The 20,665-nt window shown below is 37.5% G+C and carries 23 protein-coding genes and 2 pseudogenes; 9 read left to right on the top strand and 16 right to left on the bottom strand.

The genetic code is table 11. The features are described 5' to 3' along the window. Position 1: 1 nt before the first annotated feature. A pseudogene (locus LQV35_RS08010) lies at positions 2-199 on the bottom strand (SDR family oxidoreductase); the annotation flags it as partial. Positions 200-600: 401 nt separating this feature from the next. After that, positions 601-1,782: a Na+/H+ antiporter NhaA gene (nhaA, locus tag LQV35_RS08005; RefSeq protein WP_230057357.1), complete on the bottom strand. Its 1,182-nt coding sequence runs from the start codon at positions 1,780-1,782 to the stop codon at positions 601-603. A gap of 96 nt (positions 1,783-1,878) precedes the next feature. Here nhaA and proB point away from each other — a divergent pair, with 96 nt between their 5' ends. The 4 genes from proB to proC are packed head-to-tail and all read left to right on the top strand — an operon-like array spanning position 1,879 to position 5,968. Further along, complete coding sequence (proB, locus tag LQV35_RS08000; protein WP_230057356.1) at positions 1,879-3,003, top strand: glutamate 5-kinase; 1,125 nt, start codon at positions 1,879-1,881, stop codon at positions 3,001-3,003. Positions 3,004-3,018: 15 nt separating this feature from the next. Continuing rightward, positions 3,019-4,266, top strand: a complete 1,248-nt coding sequence (locus tag LQV35_RS07995) for a glutamate-5-semialdehyde dehydrogenase (RefSeq protein WP_230057355.1) — start codon at positions 3,019-3,021, stop codon at positions 4,264-4,266. A gap of 4 nt (positions 4,267-4,270) precedes the next feature. Then, positions 4,271-5,179 carry a restriction endonuclease gene (locus LQV35_RS07990; RefSeq protein ID WP_230057354.1) on the top strand — a complete coding sequence of 303 codons (909 nt, stop codon included), beginning with the start codon at positions 4,271-4,273 and terminating at the stop codon, positions 5,177-5,179. Positions 5,180-5,188: 9 nt separating this feature from the next. Then, entirely contained in the window at positions 5,189-5,968 is a 780-nt protein-coding gene (proC, locus tag LQV35_RS07985) for a pyrroline-5-carboxylate reductase (protein ID WP_230057353.1), read from the top strand. A gap of 76 nt (positions 5,969-6,044) precedes the next feature. Here proC and LQV35_RS07980 read toward each other — a convergent pair whose 3' ends face one another. The 7 genes from LQV35_RS07980 to glmM form a co-directional block, all read right to left on the bottom strand. Next, a complete protein-coding gene (locus tag LQV35_RS07980; RefSeq protein ID WP_230057352.1) occupies positions 6,045-6,713 on the bottom strand; it encodes a DUF799 domain-containing protein in 669 nt (222 codons plus the stop codon). Next, entirely contained in the window at positions 6,710-7,078 is a 369-nt protein-coding gene (locus tag LQV35_RS07975) for a DUF4810 domain-containing protein (protein WP_230057351.1), read from the bottom strand. The genes LQV35_RS07980 and LQV35_RS07975 overlap by 4 nt, the downstream gene beginning before the upstream one ends. Next, positions 7,075-7,746 (bottom strand): CsgG/HfaB family protein, encoded by a 672-nt coding sequence (locus LQV35_RS07970; RefSeq protein WP_230057350.1) that lies wholly within the window; start codon positions 7,744-7,746, stop codon positions 7,075-7,077. Before LQV35_RS07970 ends, LQV35_RS07975 begins: the two co-directional genes overlap by 4 nt. A gap of 61 nt (positions 7,747-7,807) precedes the next feature. Beyond that, on the bottom strand, positions 7,808-8,254 hold the full coding sequence (locus LQV35_RS07965; protein ID WP_230057349.1) for a CopD family protein: 447 nt from the start codon (positions 8,252-8,254) through the stop codon (positions 7,808-7,810). Between the two features lie 10 nt (positions 8,255-8,264). After that, the gene (locus LQV35_RS07960) at positions 8,265-8,630 is read right to left on the bottom strand and encodes an NINE protein (protein WP_230057348.1); all 366 of its coding nucleotides are present in this window, start codon (positions 8,628-8,630) and stop codon (positions 8,265-8,267) included. Between the two features lie 111 nt (positions 8,631-8,741). Then, positions 8,742-9,197, bottom strand: coding sequence for a signal peptidase II (lspA, locus tag LQV35_RS07955; RefSeq protein ID WP_230057347.1), 456 nt, complete (start codon positions 9,195-9,197; stop codon positions 8,742-8,744). After that, positions 9,190-10,530, bottom strand: coding sequence for a phosphoglucosamine mutase (glmM, locus tag LQV35_RS07950; protein WP_230057346.1), 1,341 nt, complete (start codon positions 10,528-10,530; stop codon positions 9,190-9,192). The genes lspA and glmM overlap by 8 nt, the downstream gene beginning before the upstream one ends. A 208-nt stretch (positions 10,531-10,738) precedes the next feature. Here glmM and rpsT point away from each other — a divergent pair, with 208 nt between their 5' ends. Together rpsT and prfA are read left to right on the top strand one after the other, a co-directional pair. After that, positions 10,739-11,008 carry a 30S ribosomal protein S20 gene (rpsT, locus tag LQV35_RS07945; RefSeq protein WP_230057345.1) on the top strand — a complete coding sequence of 90 codons (270 nt, stop codon included), beginning with the start codon at positions 10,739-10,741 and terminating at the stop codon, positions 11,006-11,008. 9 nt (positions 11,009-11,017) lie between these two features. Continuing rightward, complete coding sequence (gene prfA / locus LQV35_RS07940) at positions 11,018-12,085, top strand: peptide chain release factor 1 (RefSeq protein WP_230057344.1); 1,068 nt, start codon at positions 11,018-11,020, stop codon at positions 12,083-12,085. A gap of 184 nt (positions 12,086-12,269) precedes the next feature. On the opposite strand, the pseudogene LQV35_RS07935 reads toward prfA, so the two are convergent. The 3 genes and pseudogenes from LQV35_RS07935 to LQV35_RS07925 all read right to left on the bottom strand — a co-directional run. Further along, positions 12,270-13,880 (bottom strand): annotated as a pseudogene (locus tag LQV35_RS07935) (cation:proton antiporter); the annotation flags it as partial. Between the two features lie 89 nt (positions 13,881-13,969). Then, positions 13,970-14,203 carry a replication/maintenance protein RepL gene (locus LQV35_RS07930; protein WP_230057342.1) on the bottom strand — a complete coding sequence of 78 codons (234 nt, stop codon included), beginning with the start codon at positions 14,201-14,203 and terminating at the stop codon, positions 13,970-13,972. After that, positions 14,200-14,568 carry a diacylglycerol kinase gene (locus LQV35_RS07925; protein ID WP_230057341.1) on the bottom strand — a complete coding sequence of 123 codons (369 nt, stop codon included), beginning with the start codon at positions 14,566-14,568 and terminating at the stop codon, positions 14,200-14,202. The genes LQV35_RS07930 and LQV35_RS07925 overlap by 4 nt, the downstream gene beginning before the upstream one ends. Before the next feature lie 59 nt (positions 14,569-14,627). On the opposite strand from LQV35_RS07925, the gene LQV35_RS07920 reads away from it, so the two are divergent. Continuing rightward, complete coding sequence (locus tag LQV35_RS07920) at positions 14,628-15,386, top strand: exodeoxyribonuclease III (protein WP_230057340.1); 759 nt, start codon at positions 14,628-14,630, stop codon at positions 15,384-15,386. On the opposite strand, the gene LQV35_RS07915 is transcribed toward LQV35_RS07920, so the two are convergent. After that, complete coding sequence (locus LQV35_RS07915) at positions 15,383-15,946, bottom strand: manganese efflux pump MntP (protein WP_230057339.1); 564 nt, start codon at positions 15,944-15,946, stop codon at positions 15,383-15,385. The two genes, LQV35_RS07920 and LQV35_RS07915, sit on opposite strands and share 4 nt — an antisense overlap. 99 nt (positions 15,947-16,045) lie before the next feature. Here LQV35_RS07915 and LQV35_RS07910 point away from each other — a divergent pair, with 99 nt between their 5' ends. Further along, a complete protein-coding gene (locus LQV35_RS07910) occupies positions 16,046-16,795 on the top strand; it encodes a DUF4197 family protein (protein ID WP_230057338.1) in 750 nt (249 codons plus the stop codon). Further along, positions 16,796-17,695 (top strand): DMT family transporter, encoded by a 900-nt coding sequence (locus LQV35_RS07905; RefSeq protein WP_230057337.1) that lies wholly within the window; start codon positions 16,796-16,798, stop codon positions 17,693-17,695. Here the strand turns inward: LQV35_RS07905 and LQV35_RS07900 are convergent. Genes LQV35_RS07900 through LQV35_RS07890 form a run of 3 tightly spaced genes read right to left on the bottom strand, consistent with a single transcriptional unit; the run spans position 17,648 to position 20,663 of the window. After that, positions 17,648-18,442: a metal ABC transporter permease gene (locus LQV35_RS07900; RefSeq protein ID WP_230057336.1), complete on the bottom strand. Its 795-nt coding sequence runs from the start codon at positions 18,440-18,442 to the stop codon at positions 17,648-17,650. The genes LQV35_RS07905 and LQV35_RS07900 overlap by 48 nt on opposite strands. Before the next feature lie 23 nt (positions 18,443-18,465). Beyond that, positions 18,466-19,218 (bottom strand): metal ABC transporter ATP-binding protein, encoded by a 753-nt coding sequence (locus LQV35_RS07895; RefSeq protein WP_230057335.1) that lies wholly within the window; start codon positions 19,216-19,218, stop codon positions 18,466-18,468. After that, the gene (locus LQV35_RS07890) at positions 19,215-20,663 is read right to left on the bottom strand and encodes a HoxN/HupN/NixA family nickel/cobalt transporter (protein ID WP_230057334.1); all 1,449 of its coding nucleotides are present in this window, start codon (positions 20,661-20,663) and stop codon (positions 19,215-19,217) included. The genes LQV35_RS07895 and LQV35_RS07890 overlap by 4 nt, the downstream gene beginning before the upstream one ends. Positions 20,664-20,665 lie beyond the last annotated feature (2 nt).

Below are 20,665 nucleotides of genomic sequence, written 5' to 3'. Positions count from 1 at the left end.
TTTAGTTAGATACTCCGCCTAGATAAATTATCTGACCTGTGATAAAATCACTTTTTTTATCCATAAAAAAGTCGATCACATTTTTTACATCGTCAAATTCGCCAAATCTCTTAATCGCTTGCTTTTGAAGTAGCTCATCTATCTTGTTTTTAGGGACTGCTTTGATGAGGTCTGTTTGTATGGGCGTAGGGCCTATGGCTTTTTCATATTTTTTGAAATTTTTACCCACACAAAAAATCCTCTCAAAGGCATCCTTTGGTATCTGTTTATAGTTAATTGGATAAAATTCATTTGCAAAAAGTGCAAGCGCATAAGCATTGATAACCGAATCATTAACATACTCTTTTGGAATAAGCTTACTTTCATCTTTACGATTTTTATATATACTTGTGCTTTTGTTGCTAAAATACCTTTGATACTCAAGTTGTAGCATTTTTATCCCTAGCGAAAATGGGCAAAGTGAAATTTGCCTTTGCTTTTAAATTTTAGCAAATTATCTTTAAAATTAAAGATCTATTTTTTAAGTTTTGTTGTTTGTTTTGTGTGTTTTTATGGATTAGAAAAATGCAAAATAGGGCAGATAAAACTGCCCTGCAACTTTTAAATTTGCCCTGAAGGCTCGTTTGTTCTTTTTGATATACGCAAGATTATATAACCAACTACGCCAGAAACAAGGGAGCCGATTAATATCGCTAGTTTATCAGTATAGGCAAACGCATCAGTGTCTGCATATGCCAAGCCATTTACAAATAAACTCATCGTAAAGCCAACCCCACACAACAACGCAATCCCATAAAGCTGACCCCAGCTTGCACCTTCTGGAAGCTTTGCCAGACCAAATTTTATCGCCAAAAAGCTAAACCCAAATACTCCGATTTGTTTACCGACAAAAAGTCCAAGCATCGTGCCTAAAGCAACAGGCTGAGCAAGCTCGCTCATGCTTACACCAGAAAGAGCGATGCCAGCATTTACAAAAGCAAATATCGGGAGCACGCCAAACGCTACCCAGCTATGCAAGTCATGCTCGATACTTTTTAGCATAGAATTTTGTGGTTCATTTTTAAAACTTAGTGGTATGAAAAATGCCGCCACTACGCCAGCAAGTGTTGCGTGAACCCCTGATTTTAGCACAGCTACCCACATTATGATGCCAATTAGTAGATATGCCGCTTTACTTTTTACGCCCATTCGGTTTATCACGAAAAGAGCGACGATACAAATAGCTCCGATGCCAAGTGAAAGCACGCTAAGCTCACTTGTGTAAAATAAAGCGATGATGATGATGGCACATAAGTCGTCAATAATAGCCAAGGTCATTAGAAAAATTTTAAGTGTTGTCGGCACTCTTGAGCCAAGCAAGCTTAGTATCCCTAGTGCAAAAGCGATGTCTGTTGCTGTTGGTATAGCCCAGCCAGAAGCAGCAAAGCTGTCATGTTTTGTAAATATATAAAAAATCGCTGCTGGTATAACTACCCCACCTAGTGCACCGATGGCTGGAAGTGCGATTTGAGAAGGGTTTCTTAGCTCTCCCTCGCAAACTTCTCGCTTTAGTTCAAGTCCAACTAAAAAGAAAAATATCGCCATCAGTCCGTCATTTACCCATAAAATAAGTGGCTTTGATAGTCCAAAATCCCCAAAACTAATGGTAAATTTTGTCTTTAAAAATTCGTTATAAAAGTCGCTTAGAAAGGTATTTTGGCAAACTAGGGCGATGATAGTTGCTATCATCAGCAAGATCCCCCCGCTTGCTTCATGCTTTAAAAACTCCCTTATGTTTGTCATTATTTCTCCTTTTTTGCTTTATTTTAGCTAAATTTTATAAACAAGCCAAATTCCTGCCATTTTTTAGTATAATTAAGAAAATTTTGAAGGTTTATAATGAGAAAAGAGCTTGGTAAAAATGTAAAAAGAGTGGTCGTAAAGATCGGCACTTCAACCCTTACAAATGCCGATGGATCGCTAAATGAACCAAAGATAAAGCAAATTGTGGCAAATTTAAGCAAGTTAAACGATGAGCTTGATGTTGTGTTTGTTACTTCTGGTGCGGTTGGAGCTGGTATGGGCGAGCTAAAACTAACGCAAAAACCAAAATCAATCACCGAAAAACAAGCACTAGCCGCGATCGGGCAGGTTTCGCTCATACATCTTTATCAAATTTTATTTTGGGCTTATGGTAAAAATATAGCCCAACTTTTGCTTACAAAAGATGATTTTAGCGACCGAAAGCGATATTTAAATATCAGAATTGTTTGCAACTCGCTACTTTCAAAAAAAATAATCCCTATCATAAACGAAAACGACCCGGTCGTAGGCGATGGCATAAGGGGTGTTAAAGTCGGCGATAACGATACGCTTTCAGCCCTTGTCGCAGGGCTTGTGGAGGCGGATTTACTCATCATTTTAAGCGATATAGACGGACTGTATGATAAAAATCCAAGTGAGTTTAAGGATGCAAAATTTATAAATATCGTAGAAAAAATTGATCAAAATATCAAAAATATGGCAGGTAGCGAGGGGAGTAAATTTGGCACTGGTGGCATGAAAACAAAGATAATCGCTGCTGATATGGCGACAAAGGGCGGGACAAATTTAATCATAGCAAGTGGTTCAAATCCCCAAAATATCGTGAATATAGTCCGCGGAGATGATATAGGAACGCTTTTTTTACGCCAAGATAAAAAGCTAAACTCTAAGAAGTATTGGCTTGGTTATGGCTCTGTAAAAAGTGGAGCTATCATCATAGATGGCGGGGCAGAAAATGCCCTAAAAAACGGCAAAAGCTTGCTAAGTGTTGGGATAAAAGATGTCAAGATGGAGTTTGAAAGAGGGACTGTGGTAGAAATTTTAAACAGCAAAAACGAGCTTTTGGCACGGGGGATTAGCAATTACTCATCACAAGAAATTTCACAGATAATTGGCAAAAAAAGCGATGAGATAGAGGAAATTTTGGGTTATAAATACGATGAAGAGATAGTTCATATAGACAATCTGGCACTAGTTTAGGTAAAAAGGAATAAAATGAGTGAGATACTAAACCTAGCAAAGCAGGCAAATTTAGCAAAACAAGAGCTAAAAAGTCTAAAAACGACTTGCAAAAATGAAATTTTAAACGCCGTAGCAAACGAGCTTATGGCAAAAAAAGAGTGGATAATTAAGCAAAACTCAAAAGACATTAAGGCAGGCCTTGACTCTGGGCTAAGTGAGGCGTTGCTTGATAGGCTAAGATTAAATGACGCCAGGATTGCTACTATGGCACAAGGCGTAGCACAAGTGGCAAGCCTAGGCGATCCCATAGGCGAGATGCTAGGCGGCTGGAAACACCAAAATGGACTTAGCATACAAAAGGTGCGAGTGCCGCTTGGGGTTATCGGCGTGATATATGAGAGCCGCCCAAATGTCAGCATAGATGTCGCAACCCTTGCTCTAAAAAGCCAAAATGCCGTGATCCTTAGAGGATCAGCCAGCGCCTTGCACTCAAACATCGCTTTGTGCGAGCTGTTTAACGAAACGGGGGCAAAATTTGGACTGCCAAAAGGTGCGGTCGCTTTGCTAAAAGATAGTGAGCGAGCAAGCGTGAATGAGATGATAAGGCTAAACGGGCTTATAGATGTGCTTATACCGCGCGGCGGCAAGGGACTAAAAGAGTTTATCGTGCAAAACGCCACCATCCCAGTCATCGAAACGGGGGCTGGTGTGTGTCATATCTTTATCGATGAGAGTGCGAGTGTAAGCGAGGCAGTAAAGATAATCAAAAACGCCAAAACTCAGCGACCAAGCGTTTGCAATGCCGTAGAGTGCGTGCTAATGCACGAAAAAATCGCAGATAAGATGATGAGCGAGCTAGTAGGTGAACTTAGCGATGTAGAGCTTAGGCTGGATGAAAAAATTTATGATAATTTTAGCGGGCATAAAAATGTCAAAAAGGCTGAGAGCTCGGACTTTGGGGCAGAGTTTTTAGATATGATTTTAGCGGTTAAAGTGGTGAGTGGCTTAGATGAGGCGATAAATCACATAAACGCTCACTCTAGCGGACACTCTGACGCGATTTTAAGTAAAAACTATGAGAATGTGGAGAAATTTTTAAATGCAGTCGATAGCGCGGTGGTCTATGCAAATGCTTCGACTAGGTTTAGCGATGGCGGTGAGTTTGGATTTGGCGGGGAGATAGGCATAAGCACGCAAAAACTTCACGCCAGAGGTCCGATGGGACTAAGAGAGCTAACGACTTATAAATACATCGTGCGTGGCGAAGGACAGGTGAGGTGATTTTATGATACCAAATTTCAAAGAGATGATGTTTCCTATTTTAGAGTTTTTGGGTAAAAAAGGGAGTGCAAATAGACAAGAGATCATAGGATTTGTTGCTGATTTTTTTAAATTTAGCGAAGAAGATAAAAAAGAAAAAACATCAAATGGCACAGTAACTTATGTAAATCGTGCCGATTGGGCTGTGGCTTATTTGGCAAATAATAAGCGAATTTTAGAGTTACCTAAGTCAAAAATATTGGCTAAAAAAACAGATGGTATGCGTGGAAGATATGAGATAACCGAGTCTGGCAAAAAGCTATTAAGCCAAAAAAATGCTGAGCAGAAATTTCAAAACTGGTATCAAGATGTTTATGGTGCAAAAATTTCTCTTAGTAAAAATACAGCAAATCAAGATGATGAAAAAACTCCGATAGAAAATATTTTGTCTATATCAAACGAGCTTACTCAAAATTTAAAATCACAAATTTTAAATGAAATTTCATCTAAAAATCCAAGATTTTTTGAATTTTTTGTTTTATTGCTACTTGAAAAAATTGGCTATGGTGTCGGCAAGCTAACCAAAAATGGCTCTGATGGTGGGATAGATGGTATTATCGATGAAGATGAGCTGGGGCTTTCTAAGGTCTATATACAGGCTAAAAATTGGCAAGGCAGTGTTTCTAGGCCAGAAATACAAAAATTTGTTGGAGCAATATCTGACAAAGCAACCAAAAAGGGCATTTTTATCACAACTTCAAATTTTACAAAAGAGGCAATTTCTTATGCAAATGGGATACAAAGCCACACTATAAGTTTGATAGACGGAGATAGGCTGTCTGAATTAGCTATCAAATACAAAATTGGCATACAAATTCGTCAAAATATTGAAATTTGCGATATAGATACAGACTTTTTTGATAATATTGTTTAAGGATTTAAAATGAAAATAGGCTTTATAGGTGCTGGAAATATGGGCTCTGCGATGATCTCAGCTCTTTTTGCAAAAAATAATGCAGAAAAAGTGGTAGTTTTTGCTCGTAGTAAAACAGATGAGATGGTGCAGAAATTTGGCGTTATGGCTGTTAATGATGAGATAGAAGTTGTCAAAAACTCAGATATGATTTTTTTAGCAACCAAGCCAAATATATATGAAAAATTTTTAAATCTGATAAAAAATGAGCTAAAAGATAAAATTTTAATCACACTCGCACCAAATTTTACTATCTCACAAAGTTTAGAAATTTTGGGCAAAACTGCCAAAGTAGTAAGAGCCATGCCAAACACGCCAACAGCCATAGCACAAGGCGTAAGTGCTATAAGCTTTAGTACAAATTTATCAAAAACCGAGCAAGATAAGATAATGGAAATTTTTCAAAACTTTGGCAGAGTTTATGAGCTAGATGAGGCTAAATTTGGAGCATTTACGGCGATCGCTGGAAGTTTGCCCGCCTACGTTTTTATGTTTATCGAAGCGGTGGCTGATGCTGGGGTAAAAAACGCCATTTCAAGAGAGCAGGCTTACGAGATAATCGCTGCAAGCGTGGCAGGATCTGCAAATTTAATGCTAGAAAGCAAAAAGCATCCAGCCGTGCTAAAAGATGAGGTTTGCTCACCAGGCGGCACGACGATAGAAGCTGTTTCTGTGCTTGAAAAAATGGGTTTTCGCTCAGCTTTGATCGAAGCTGTTCAAGCTTGTTCTAAAAAAGCAAATGGTAGATAGGTTTTATTTAAAAATGGTCAGAATTTTAGGTTAAAATTTAAAAAATTGTCGGAGGCTAAGTAGGCTTAGTCGCCGACTAATACTGTTTTATTATTTGCAAATCTTGTCTGTATTTTGGCGAGTAGCTCCCACGCAACAAGCAGTCATAGCAGTCCCTGGCAAATAGCATAGATGCCGCTTGTGCCGACATTTCGTATCCTTTGTCTGATATTGTATTTGCTATTTGCGTTATCATCGCAGAGATCACCATCCCAAGTAGGCTAGAGTTGCCACTGCTTGAGTCTTGCTGTGCGGTTATACTCTTTTCCCAAAGCGTGTTTGCGGTATTTGCATCAATTAGCTTTGCGTAAAGAGAGACAGCTGTTTTGCTGTTTATAAGCTGGTAAGATGTGCCGTATTGCGTTACATTTATATATAAAACGGCATCTGGATTAAAAATTTTCTTTAGTTTTGATATCGGAACTTGGGCTATTTCGCTTGGCTCACTTATGCCATTTGCTTTAAATGTTTCATAAACTAAAGCCATAGGAAACACATAGTATCCGGCTTCCGCAAGAGGCGCTAGTGAGTTTGAGATAACTGCTGATGACGCCCTTATCTCGGTAGTTTCGTTTGTTGGCATTAAAACTAGGATTGAGCGAGGGTTACTTTGCATAAAATTTGAATAATCATAACTCTTTGGCGAAGCGCAAGCAACGAAAAATAGCGAGATAAATGATAAAAATATAGCTTGCAAAATTTTCATTTTTCTGCCTTTTTCGTCTTGTTTTGTGTTAGCAAAAACTCAATGTAATTTTTAGCCTCTGGATACAGCTCAACCTCTTTTGCAAAGTAGCCTTGCATCTGTTTTGTATTTCCTAAATTTGAGTACAAAAGCCCAAGATGTGCGTAAAGCCCAGGTGGGACTTTTGCATTTTTTGTATATGCATCTTGCACGGATTTTTCTAGTATAGAAATTTGCTCTTGTGGACTGTATTCGTCATTTATATAGCTGTAAAGTGACGATGAATATGAGCCGTCCCAGTGATAAAGTGGCGGAGTTGATGAAGCGCCACAACCCGCAAAAACAATCACTGTAGCGGCTGCTAGCAAGGCTTTTTTGTATATCATTTTACTGACCAAGCACCACTTTCAAGACCATTTACTAGATTATCAACAGCTTCTCTTATAGCAAGGCTTAAAACTTTGCCATTTAGCGTAGAGTCATAACCTGCTGTGCCACCAAAGCCAATTATCTCACGGTTGCTTAGTTCATATTCACCAGCTCCCTGAGCAGAATAAACAACTTCCGCAGTAGCTGCGCTCACTACATTTAGATTGACCTTTGCATATGCTACTTGTGTTTTACCTTTGCCTAGTATGCCCCAAAGTTGCATGTCTCCGACAGTTTTTCTGCCAAATTCTGTCACATCACCAGTGATAACATACTTTGCACCTTTAAAATTTGCATTGGTTTTGCTTAGTGCATTTTCCTCTTTTAGGATTTTCATATTTGTGCGCTCTAAGACATTAAATCTACCACTATCTCGCAAATTTGTTATGAGTATCGTGCTGGCTTGGTTGCCAAGCCTATCCTCTCCATCGCTAAAAATTCCATTTTGATAAGATGATTGGTTGTTAAACCTTCCTACTGAAACAGTGTGTTTCTCGCCATGATATACAGTTTGGGCTGATTTTAGTTTTGGAGTTTCAACAGCTCTTGACTTTTCAGACGCACAACCAGAAAAAAGAACTAAAGATGCAAGAAGTGCGACTTTGGCATAGGTTTTTATACTCATTTTATATCCTTTGTTTTAGTAATCTTTCTCAAAATGATAGCAAAATTTATTTAAAATTTTGTTAAAATGGCTTAAAGACTATCATCCATATAATGACTATCATCGCGACCGTTGGCACTTCGTTGTAAGCACGGAAAAACATTCCATCTTTTGTACAGCGCTTTTCTTTTAAAAGACGCATATATCTGCCAAGATCAAGATGGTATATCGCCATCACAATAACGGTTGTAAGCTTAACATGCACATATCCTGACTTTAAAAGATCTGGTATAGCAAGGATGATAAGCGCACCTGTTACAAATGAGCCAATCAGCGCTATCCAGCCGATGTAGTGATACATCTTGTACTCCATCACTTCAACTACTTTAACAAACTCTGGCTTATCCATATTTTCGGCGTGATAGACATAAAGTCTTGGCTGATAAAAGAGCATCGCCATCCACGAAACGAAAAAAATGTAGTGCGCAAATCGAAAATAACTGTAGTATTCGACAAGAATTTCTGACATAACTTCCCCCTTACCTAAATAAAATTTCTTTTCTAGCTTCAAACTCAGCCTTTGTGATTTCCCCGCGCTCAAACATCTCGTAAAGTAGGCGTAGGTCATCAGCCAAAGACTTATTTTTTAGCTCATTTTTCATATTTTGTTTTAGTAAATTTTCATCAACTATCTTGCCTGTTAAAAAGACATCGCAAAGCCACCATATCCCCCAAATCACCCACGGTATAAATCCAATGAAAAAAAACCAATAGGTTGCAGAGCCTAAGAAAAATAGTGCCATTTGCATAAAACCACTAATAAATCTGCCAAGATAAAGCCTATGCGCCCCTAACCATCCAAGAAAAAACCAAAGCCCATAAGCAACGAACACATTATTCAACATCAAGTCCTTTTGCGGCTAAATTTGTCTATTTTTTCAAATCTGCCAAAATTTAAAGCTGTGAAGCTTTATTTTTATATTGCTAAATTTAACATAAAATTTTTAAATTTATAGTTAAAATTTAGCAACTTTTTTTGCACGCCAACTTTGCCAAAGTATCAAAACTACGCCGATATCTATCATCACATCAGCAAAGTTAAATACCGCAAACTCAAACCATTTGTGCCAAAAAACATAGTCTACAACACCGCCATGTATAAAGCGGTCAAGAACATTTGAGCTTCCGGCGCCAAATATCATACCAATCGCAACTGCATGGGAGCTTAAAATTTCTCGCTCATATATAAGGTAAGCAAATGCAAACAATAGCAAAGATAGCTGGATAAATTTTAGATTTTCACCCAAAAAAGCAAACATCGAAAATGCCACACCCTTGTTGTATGTCAAAATAAGCGAAAAATACTCTCCATCATAGCGCCCATAACCTTGCACATATGCCCACTTTATCGCTTGGTCGATGATAAAAACGACTATAAAAGTAAGTGCAAAAACAGCTAAAATTTTACGCATTTAAGGCTTTTGTAAAAAATTTCTCAACTTCATCCATGCGTTTTTCAACCAGAGCTTGGTTTTTGCCTTCTAAAAGTAGGCGGATTAAATTTTCTGTACCAGAGTAGCGAAAAAGCGAGCGTATGTTATCTTTTTTTAGGCTCTCTTCAAACTCTTTAAGTCCAGTTATGCTTTCAAGTGGCTTTTTCTCAGTTATCTTTAAATTTAGTAAAATTTGTGGATATGGTGTGAGAGCAGAGAAAATTTCGCTAGCTTTTTTATCTTTTTTAAGCAACATTGCAACTACTTGCATGGCTGTTACCAGTCCGTCGCCAGTTTTAGCAAAGTCGCTAAATATCACATGCCCACTTTGCTCTCCACCAAAATTTATCCCCTCTTTTTTCATAAGCTCAAGGACATATTTATCCCCGACATTTGCCCTAAATAGCTTTATTTTATGCTTTGTTAAATGATCTTCAAGTGCGGCATTACTCATTATCGTTGCCACTACACCACCACCTTTTAACATCTTTTGTTCGTGTAAAAATACCCCAAGTGTCCCAAGCAAGGCATCTCCATGCACGATAGCGCCATTATCATCAATAACAACCAGCCTATCAGCATCTCCATCAAAAGCAAAGCCTATGTCAGCGCGTAAACGCTTTACTTCATCGGCTAGCTCTTCTGGGTGTAAGGCTCCGCAGTTTTGGTTAATATTTGAGCCATTTGGCTGCCTGTTTAAGACTATAACATCAGCCCCAAGCTCGCTAAATACAGTAGGAGCTACCTTGTATGCAGCCCCGTTTGCCACATCAAGAACAACACGCAATTTTTTAAGATTTAACTCTTTTGGAAAAGAGTTTTTTATCTGCACTATGTATCTTCCGATAACATCGTCTATACGCTTGTTTGCGCCTATTGCTTCCATAGTTTTTTGAGCATTTTTGATAGCCTCATCATCAAAGTAAATTTTTTCTATCTCACGCTCGATATCCTCTTCTAGTTTATCGCCATTGTGATTAAAAAATTTAATGCCATTATCGTAATAAGGATTATGACTTGCGCTTATCATTATACCAGCATCACAGCGCATATCTTCAGTCAAAAATGCAACCGCTGGTGTAGGCATAGGACCTATCTGTAAGACATTATATCCGACCGCTGTAAGACCAGCCACGATAGCCGTTTCTATCATATATCCGCTTTTTCTTGTATCTTTACCGACTAAGATTGTATTTGTTGAGCTATCTTTGCGAAAGTAAATTCCAGCTGCCATAGCAAGCCTCATAGCGGTTTGAGCAGAGAGTTTTTCTCCAGCTTTGCCACGAACGCCATCAGTGCCAAATAGTTTCATTTGTTACCTTTCATAAAGCACAGTTTTTAGAAAATTTTAGTTTGTTTATGACCAAAAAACCACCACTTTGCTTATATTTTTAAAATTTTGTTATAATTGTAGCAAAAATTTTCAAATTTTACTTCATTTTTAAATTTCACTTAAATTAAGCACAATTTAAAGCTAAATTTTATATAATCACGGACTAATTTTATAAAAAGGTAATTTAATGGCAAATCACAAATCTGCTGAAAAAAGAGCTAGACAGACTATTAAGAGAACTGAGAGAAACAGATTTTACCGCACAAGACTTAAAAATATAACAAAAGCTGTAGTGGTAGCTGTTGATGCAAAAGACCTAAATGCTGCAACTGAAGCACTAAAAGTAGCAAACAAGAGTCTTCATAGCTTTGTAAGCAAAGGCTTTTTGAAAAAGCAAACAGCTTCACGCCGTGTAGGTCGTTTAGCTAAACTCGTAAATACTCTAAAAATCGCATAAATTATTTTAATGCTAGCCAGCAAACTCCAGCCGTTTTTGGATCGCTATAATGAAATCTCTACGCTTTTAAGCGATCCAGGTATTATTACAGATATAGAAAAGATGACCAAGCTCTCAAAAGAGCAGTCATCGCTTGAGGCGATAAAGGATGCGGCTAGCGAATATCTTCAAATTTTAAACGATATAGAAGAGAATAAAAATCTACTCGATGATGCCGAACTTGGCGAGCTTGCAAAAGAGGAGCTTAAAAATGCTCAACTACGCAAAGAGGAGCTTGAAGGCGAGATAAAAATTTTACTTCTTCCAAAAGATCCAAATGATGATAAAAATATATTTCTAGAGATTCGCGCTGGTACTGGTGGAGATGAGGCTGCTCTTTTTGTGGGCGACTTGTTTAACGCATATATACGATATGCCGAGCTTCGCGGATGGAAATTTGAGATAGTAAGTCAAAGCGAAGGTAGTGTGGGGGGGTTTAAAGAGATTATCTTGCTCGTTAAGGGTGCTGGCGCATACTCTCGTATGAAATTTGAAGGCGGAACACATAGGGTTCAGCGTGTTCCAGAGACTGAAAGTCAAGGTAGGGTACATACTTCCGCTGTTACTGTGGCTATTATGCCAGAGGTTGAAGATAGTGAGGTTCAGATTGCTGAGAAAGATCTTCGTATAGATGTTATGCGTAGTTCAGGTCATGGCGGACAGTCTGTAAATACTACCGATAGTGCTGTTCGTATCACGCATATACCGACTGGTATTGTTGTAACAAACCAAGATGGAAAAAGTCAGCATAAAAATAAAGAGGCTGCGATGAAAGTTCTAAAAGCTAGGCTTTATGAGATGCAAGAGCAAGAGCGCCTTGAAAAAGAGATGAGTGAGCGAAAAAGTCAGGTAGGTACTGGAGATAGAAGTGGTCGTATTCGTACATACAACTTCCCACAAAACCGCATAAGCGACCACCGCATAAACTTAACACTTTACCGTCTTGACGCCATAATGGCAGCTGGGCTGTTTGATGAGATTATTGAGCCACTTATCGCACATCATCAAAGTGAAGCTTTACTGGCAGCTGGTCTTTAATCAAACTTACACAATAAAACATCTATTTAAGCGCTATAAAATTTAAAAATAAAGTTTTTATAAAATTTACTAGCTACCTAAAATTTCTACAAAAATATGCAAAACTCTAATCAAACGACCTTAAGAAATTTGCTTTTACCACTTCATCATCGGTGACTTTAGTAAAGTGGTGCTTTGTTGTGCCTATTTGACACTCAAGTGCTCGCCTTACCATTATTTCGCCAAGCGCCTTTTCTTGCTTAACAAAGTAGAAATTTTGCCCCAAATCATCAAACATTTTCTCGCGACGCTCTTGTTCGCTTATCATCATGACGGTTTGAATTCTCTCTGTATATCCTGAAACAGTTTTTGTGATAAGCTCAAGTTTTTGTTCGTTTGAAACAGCTATTATTACGGCAGCTGCACTTCTTACGCAGGCGTATTCAAAAGTATGATCTTGAAAGGCATTTCCTAAAAATACATTTTCGCCGCGACTTCTGCCAAGCTCAACTAGCCCCAAATCGCTCTCTATAACAAGGTACGGCAGGTGTCTAGCCTTAACTTGCAAGACTATTTCTTGTCCTAGGTTTCCATAGCCAAAGATAACGATATGGTTTGAAATTTTTTGCTGTTTTATTGTTTGTTCTGGCTCGATGATTATCTCTTTTTCTATTTTATCGGCTACAAAATTTAACTTTTTAAGTATAAAAGGGGTTAAAAACATAGATATAACACATGAGGCGATTAGAATTTGTGATGTTTTAGGGTCTAGTAAACCACGAGTTGTCATAAGCCCAAAGACAGCTAACGCAAATTCTCCTATCTGTGCTATAGTAACAGCTGTTTTAAATGAGACCCTTAGAGTCTGATATGTACGAAGTATGCAAAATATAACAATCGCCTTGGTAAGCATCGCACAAATGCCGATGAAAAGTATGATAAAGATGTTTGATGCAATGACTGGTATATTAATTTGCATGCCGATACTGATAAAAAATATGCCAAGTAAAATGTCGCGAAATGGGATGAGGTCGGCTTCTATTTTATGTTTATGTTCGGTTTCTGCTATCATCATTCCTGCCAAAAATGCACCTAGTGAGAATGAAAACCCAAGGGCATTTGCAAGTGCGCTTGAGCCAACAACCATAAAAAAGACTGTGGCGATAAAAATTTCTTGCGAGTTTGTTTGGATAACTTTATTAAAAAGCCAGTTTACTAGGTATTTTCCAACTATATAAAGCATGATGATAAGCAAGAGCGCACCAAGGAAAGTGCGTAAAAGCAGTTCGTTTAACGAAGTTTGAGATGAGCTTAGCATATCAACCATGATAAGTATAGGGATTACCGCAATATCTTGAAATATCAAAATTCCAAGCGACTTCCTACCGTATCTTTGCGTGATGTCGCCGCTATCATTTAAAATTTTAAGCACTATTGCTGTTGATGAAAGAGCGAGTGCAAGCCCTACTATAACGGCATTATCTGTCTCTAAGTTAAGCGTATAGTAGACAAAAACAGCAAGCAAAGCACCTGAGATAAAAACTTGCAAGCTTCCATTTACAAAGACCTCATTTTTCATCTTTAAAAGATGTTTGAAACTAAACTCAAGACCTATCGTAAACATCAAAAATACTATACCAAATTCTGCGATATGTACGAGTGAGTCGCTACTTTTTAGATTAAAAAATTCAGAGATTACAGTTCCTGTTATGATGTAGCCGATGATGGTTGGGATCTCATATTTTTTAAGAATAACATTTAAAATAATGCTTAAAAAAACAGTTAGCAAGAAGGCGGGCAGGAAGTGCTCGAACATTTTTTCCTCAAATTTGTGAAGTTTGAGTAACATTTTAACATATTTTATTTTAAATTTATTTAAAGTTTTTTCAGCTTTTTACCTAAATTTTACATTCGGAAACGATAAATTCCGTTTTTTACTCTTTCAAAAATTTTCTTACTTTCAAGAAGCTTTAGTGTGTTTATAGTGGTTGGCTTGCTGACATTTAGCTTTGTGCAAATTTCATTTACGGTAGTGCTTACAAAGCCATTTTCATCACTATTTTGTAGCAAAAACTCCAAAATTTCAAGCTTTTTTTCGCCAAGAAGAGCAGCAAAAATCAGCCTTTCTCTCTCACTCATAACGCACCAAATTTTACAAGTATAGCATATATCCAAAGTGTTGCGCAGAGGATATTGCAAAACATTACACCAGTACTTGCTGCATCTTTTACCGCACCAGCTAAAGGGTGTAAGTCTGGGCTTGCTAGATCGACTACTCGCTCTATAGCTGAGTTTATACACTCGCAAACTAAAACTAAAATCATAGAAAAAATCAAAAATAAATTTATTAACAACCCAAAATTTAAGACAAAAAGCAAGCAAAAACCAAGTAAAAAAGTATATAGCTCAATCCTAAAACTACTCTCGTTTTTAAAAATATCCCTAAATCCAGCCATCGCATAGCCCCAGTTTTTAAAGAATTTATATCTTGGTTGATTTCTCACGCTTTGCCTTTTTAAAATTTATACGCTATTATAGCAGACAAAAATAAAAAGGATAAAATTTGAAACTAATTAGCTGGAATGTAAATGGACTTCGAGCCGTGGTTGCAAAGGATGGATTTGCTTGGCTTGAAAATTTTGGTGCGGATTTTGTTTGTTTGCAAGAGATAAAGGTTAAAGATGCTGATGTGCCAAATCAGATGTATAAGCTCGGTTTTGCTGATATTAGCGTAAATTCAGGCGAGAGAGCTGGGTATTCTGGTGTGATGAGTTTGAGTAAAATTGATATGCATACGCAAAAATCTGTCTTTTTTGACGATAATGAAGGGCGAGTTTTAGAGCATAGATTTGGCAATGTGGTACTTTTTAATATCTATTTTCCAAATGGGCAAAAGGATGATGAGCGGTTAGAATATAAGATGAAGTTTTATGAAAATTTTTTAAAATACATAAATGAGCTTACTGCAAGTGGCAAGGATGTGATATTTTGCGGCGATGTTAATACTGCCCACAAAGAGATAGATTTAAAAAACCCAAAGGCAAATTCTAAAACTTCTGGCTTTTTACCTATCGAGCGTGAGTGGATAGATAGAGTCATACAAAGTGGTTTTATAGACACATTTCGCTACATTAATGGCGATAAGAGTGATGCTTACTCGTGGTGGAGCTACCGCTTTAATGCAAGGGCAAAAAATGTTGGCTGGAGGATTGATTATTTTTTCATATCAGCTAGCTTAAAAGAGCATCTAAAAGATGCCTTTATTTTGCCTGATATAATGGGAAGTGATCACTGCCCTGTTGGTATCGAGATAGAAATTTAGCTACTAAAACCATGATCGCTAAGGTGTTGGGCTAAAATTTTAACCCCAAGCAAGATAAGTATAACTCCACCCAAAACCAGGGCTTTGTTTTGTAAAAATTTCCCCGCAAATTTGCCAAGATAAAAGCCCAAAATACAAAGAATAAAACAAACTACCCCGATAATAAAACAGGCATTTAAAATAGCTATATCATCAAAGGCAAAAGTAACGCCAACCGCCAAAGCATCGATACTTGTAGCAAATGCTCCAGCTATTAAAACTGAAATTTTAAGACTATCAAAAAGGCACGATTCATCTTGGCTTGCACGGCTGTCTTTTATCATTTTTAAGCCCAAAAATACCAAGATGATAAAAGCTATAAAGTGATCAACTTGCTTGATAAAATCGACAAAACTAAGTCCCAAAATATAACCTAAAAATGGCATAACTGCTTGAAAAAACGCAAATATAAAAGCCATCTTAGCAACGCTTTTAAAGGCTAAATTTTGGCAGTTTGCGCCGTTTGCAAGACTTAAAGCTACGCTATCCATGGCAAGGGCAAGGGCTATTAAAAGTAGCATTTTTCTCCTTTAAAAGTGTGTATTTTAACAAAATTTTCCGCATTAAGCACTTATTAATTGCTTTTGGCTAAAATTTGAACTTTTTAAAAAGGATAAAAAATGAAAAAAACTCTTATATTTTGTGCTGTTTTAGCGGCTTTAAATTCACAAGCATTTGATCTAAATAGTGCCATAAATACGGCAAAAGATGTCTCTAATGGGGTAAGTCCTGGAGATTATAAAAGTATCGTTACGAAGGCGCTTGAGGCCTCTGTAAATGAGCTTAGCAAAAATGGTTTTTTAAATAACTCAGTCGCTAAAATTGAGCTTCCACCAGCACTAAAAACAGCAGCAGCACTTGCCAAAAGCGTGGGTGGTGAAAAGTATGCAAATGAGATGGCAAAAGCTATCAACCAAAGTGCCACAAAAGCAGTTAGTGGAGCTAGTGTGGTTATTGCTGATGTGGTAAAAAATATGCGAGAAGATGAGCTAAAAAGTTTATTTCAAGACTCTAAGGGCTCTGTTACGCAGTATATGCAAAAAAATGCTAGCTCTAGGCTAGATGCTGTTTTTAAGCCAATCATCTCAGATATGATGAGTAAAAATAGCTTTGCAAATGCCTATAATACGCTAAATTCCTATGTCAAAGATAGTGAGATTTTAAAAGGCGAAATGGCAAAAAATATAAAAAATGTAGCTGCAAATTTTGGTGTAAAAGATGTCTTGCCAAACGATGACGAGGATTTAAATGGTTACATTTCACGAAAGACATTAGAGGGTCTTTTTGAGGTTATGAGGCAAAAAGAGCAGGCGCTTCGTGATGGTGTGATGGGTAAAGGTGCTGATATATTAAAGGGTATTTTGCAGTAAATGACCCTACAAACCAAAGCAGATCTTGCCCTTATCGTTGTCGCGCTTGTTTGGGGTATTACATTTTTGCCTATGGGGGAGGCGCTAAAAACAAATGGCGTTTTTGTCATGTTGTTTTGGCGTTTCTTTCTAAGTGGAATTTTTATGAGTTTAGTCGCACTAAAGCTGGCTAAAAAATTTGATATAAACTCAGTTAAATACGGCGTTGTTTTAGGCGTCGTGCTATTTAGTTCGTTTGCTTTTCAAACTTTTGCACTAAAGCTTACTTATAGCTCGACTGTAGCCTTTATAACTGGGCTTGAGTGTGTTATGGTCCCATTTATAGCGGCAGCATGCTTTAGGCAAGGCGTGAGTGTTTTTGCGATAGTTGGAGCATTTGTTGCCATATTTGGGTTATGGTTTTTAAGTGACGCTAAGCTTGGGCTTGGATTTGGCGAGCTTTTTGCTCTACTTTGTGCCGTGTTTTACGCGCTTTATACAGTCTTAAATGGACATTTTGTTGTCAAATGTGAGCTTTATACGCTTGTTTGCACTGTATTTTTTGTCATTGCTATTATCTCATTTGGGTGTGCATTTGTATTTGAAAATGGTGTCATTCCAGTACTTGATGAGCCGTTTTTTAGGGCGATAGTTATCACTGTTGTTTTTGGAACGATATTTTGCTATTTTTTACAAACGGCTATGCAGCGATACACTACGGCTACAAAAGCAGCACTATTTTTCTCGCTTGAGCCCGTATCTGCTGGGTTTGTTGGGTATTATTTTGGTGCAGAGATATTAACTTTATGGCAAATTTTTGGTGCAGCGATGATTATATGTGGAGTTTTAATAAGTGAGCTTGGGGCGTATTTATTATCGTCCTTTAAAACAAAAAGCAAAGAAGCAAATAGAAGCTACTAAGATGATGCTAGCGCCACTTGTTAAGTTAAAGTAGTAGCTAAGCACAAGCCCGCACATGCAAAATATCGTTGAAAGTAGTGCAGACAGCGCCATCATAGCTCCAAGTGAGCCTGAGAAGCGACTGGCGATTATGGGCGGTAAATTTAGTAGTGCGATAACCATAATAAGCCCTACAACTCGTATCGTGGCAACCACACAAAGCGCCATCATACAAACAAGTAAGTAGTAAAAAATTTCAGTCTTTACCCCACGAAGTTTTGCAAATTCCATATCAAAACTTATGGCTACAAGTTGTCTGTAAAAAAGTGAGATGATGATTATAAAGCCTAAATTTAGGGCTATCATAAAATTTATATCACTTTTGCTTACCGTTAGAATGGAGCCAAAAAGATAGCTCATAAGATCAACATTATATCCTGGTGTAAGGTCTATTAAGATGATGCCTATTGCCATACCAAATGCCCAGATCGCGCCTATAACCGCATCTGATTTTGCTCTATCTTTTAGCGTAATAAATGCGATAAGCAAGGCAAGGAGTAGTGAAAAAACACTAGCCCCAAGCAAAGGCTCAAGTGAGAAAAAAAAGGCTATACCGATACCACCATAAGCTCCGTGTGCGATACCGCCAGCGATAAAGCCCATGCGATTTACAACTACAAGCGAGCCGATAACTCCGCACGCTATGCTTATCAAAATCCCTGATATAACAGCATTTTGCATAAACTCTAGTCTTAAAATCTCAAGCATTTTTGCCCTTTTTACAAAATTTCTTACGCACAGCCACACTCTTTTAAAGCAAGCTCAACATCGCAAAAGTGGTTATGATTAGTTGCTAGATGGTAGATAAAGTCTTGTCTATTCTGATCAGCTTTTAGCTCATGCAGGTGTAAATTTGTACTTACATAGGCGACTTTATTGGCAAAGCTTAGTGCGATATTTGCGTCGTGACTTACTAAAACTATGGCAACTCCGCTGTCATTTATGCGCTTTAGTAAAGTGTAAATTTCAGCTTGCGTTTTTGTATCTATGCTAGCTGTTGGCTCGTCAAGCATAAGCACTTTTGCCTGGCTTACCAATGCCCTTGCGATGTACACTCTTTGCCTTTGACCGCCGCTAAGTTCGGTTATTTTGGCATTTTTAAAATTTTGCATATCGACTTTTTTAAGAGCGTTTATAGCTTGCTCTTTTTGTTTGTTTGTATAAAAACCAAAAATTTTCTTTTCTATAAGACCCATTAAGACGACATCTAAAACCCGTAATGGAAAGCTTGGATTTAGCGTGAAACTTTGTGGGACATAGCCGATTTGTGCACTCATTTGACTTGGCTCTTTTCCAAAAATTTCAACACTTCCACTAGTTGGAGTTAAAAGTCCGAGCATGAGTTTTAAAAGTGTACTTTTGCCTCCACCATTTGGTCCTATGATAGCTAAAAAATCGCTCGTACTAAAGCTTAAGTTTATATCTTTTAAAACAACTTGACTGTCATAGCCAAAGCTTAAATTTTGTATCTTAATTTCGCTCACAGCACACCGCCCTTTGCATTTAGTATCATCATGACTCCAAGTGCGCACATGAAGGCTAGGGCTATGATCTGAAGCGTTTTAAAAATTTGTTTATTGAGTAGTTTTTGATTTATTTTTGCGCCAATTATTGCGGCGGTAAATATCACAACACTCATACCAAGCGCCATAAAGATAGCACTAATAGCCGCACTTACATAGCCCTTTAGCTCAAAAGCCAGCAAAAAAACCATAATCACACCAGGACATGGTATAAGACTTGCAGCTAGTGTCACTCCAAGCTCACTTTTGCCATTTTTGCTAATTTCTAAAGCCTTGCACGCCGAGCAAGAACAGCCACTTTCGTGTGTGCTCCATTTTATATTTTGCGTCTTTTTTTGTGGTTTTAAATTTTTATAAAGTAAAAAAAGTGATATAAAAACGATTAAAACACCACAAGCTATACTTGTTATTTGGCTTGCTTGTTTTGTTGTTTCGCTGATGTTGCTAAGTGCAAAAAAACTAACGCAAACGAGTATAAATGAGCCAAAAACATGCAAAAAGCCAACTTTCATAGCAAAATTTAAAGCATCCATCGCATTTCCACCATTTACGGCAAAAAACGAGCCAGTAAGACTTTTGGCATGCCCTGGACCAGCTGCGTGCGTAAAGCCATATATAAATGAGAAAAATGCTATGAAAAACAGTGTTTTTACCGAGTTTTTATCACTTTTCATAAGCTCTTTTATGCGGTCTAAAAAGCCTAGACTTGCCTTTGTGATAGCATCAAATTTTTGCGTATCAAGCGCGTCTATTTGCGCGTAAGTATCAGCCTTGCTTATTTGATCTGGTGTTTTTAATAGATCTTTTAAGGCTGGCTTTTTATCAAATTCTATTGCCACATCTTTTGTTGAAAGCTCTAAAAATGCTATATTTGCGTTTGAGTTTTGAGTAAAGTATATATCATCTCCAAGATCGTGTGCTTTTGAATTTTCAAACATAAAGTTAAAAAAGCCGCCTTTATCAAAGCTCTCCATGCTAAGAACGAGCGAATTTTTTAACTCTATATCAAGTGCAAAAATGATTTTAAATTTTAGTCTGTTATCTTGGATAAATAGCTCATAATCCTTACTTTTTAAATTTATCTTTTGCTCTTGCTCTTTGTCGTAGTAGTAGGCTAAATTTGTAAGATATTCGTTTGGTACAAGATAGTCAAGCAGGTTGCTTCGTACGACTTTTAGCTCATTTTCATCAAGCTCATTGTTGGCATTTACATCATAGCTTTGCAACATAAGCTGAGTAAAATTTTCAGAAAAAACCCATATAAAAGTAATGCTATCAAGCCTATTTTGGTTTTTACTAAGGCTTACACTAACATGTGCTGTTGGTGAGTAAAGTGCGCAAAGTGCACATGAAAATGCACTTTGAGCGAGTAAAAATACAAAGACTAAGACTCTAAAAATTCTCAAAT

The sequence above is a fragment of the Campylobacter suis genome (assembly GCF_905120475.1).
Classification (GTDB): Bacteria; Campylobacterota; Campylobacteria; order Campylobacterales; family Campylobacteraceae; genus Campylobacter_A; species Campylobacter_A suis.
The sequence above is the reverse complement of the archived record's forward strand: the minus strand, read 5'-3'. Positions and strand labels throughout refer to the sequence as shown.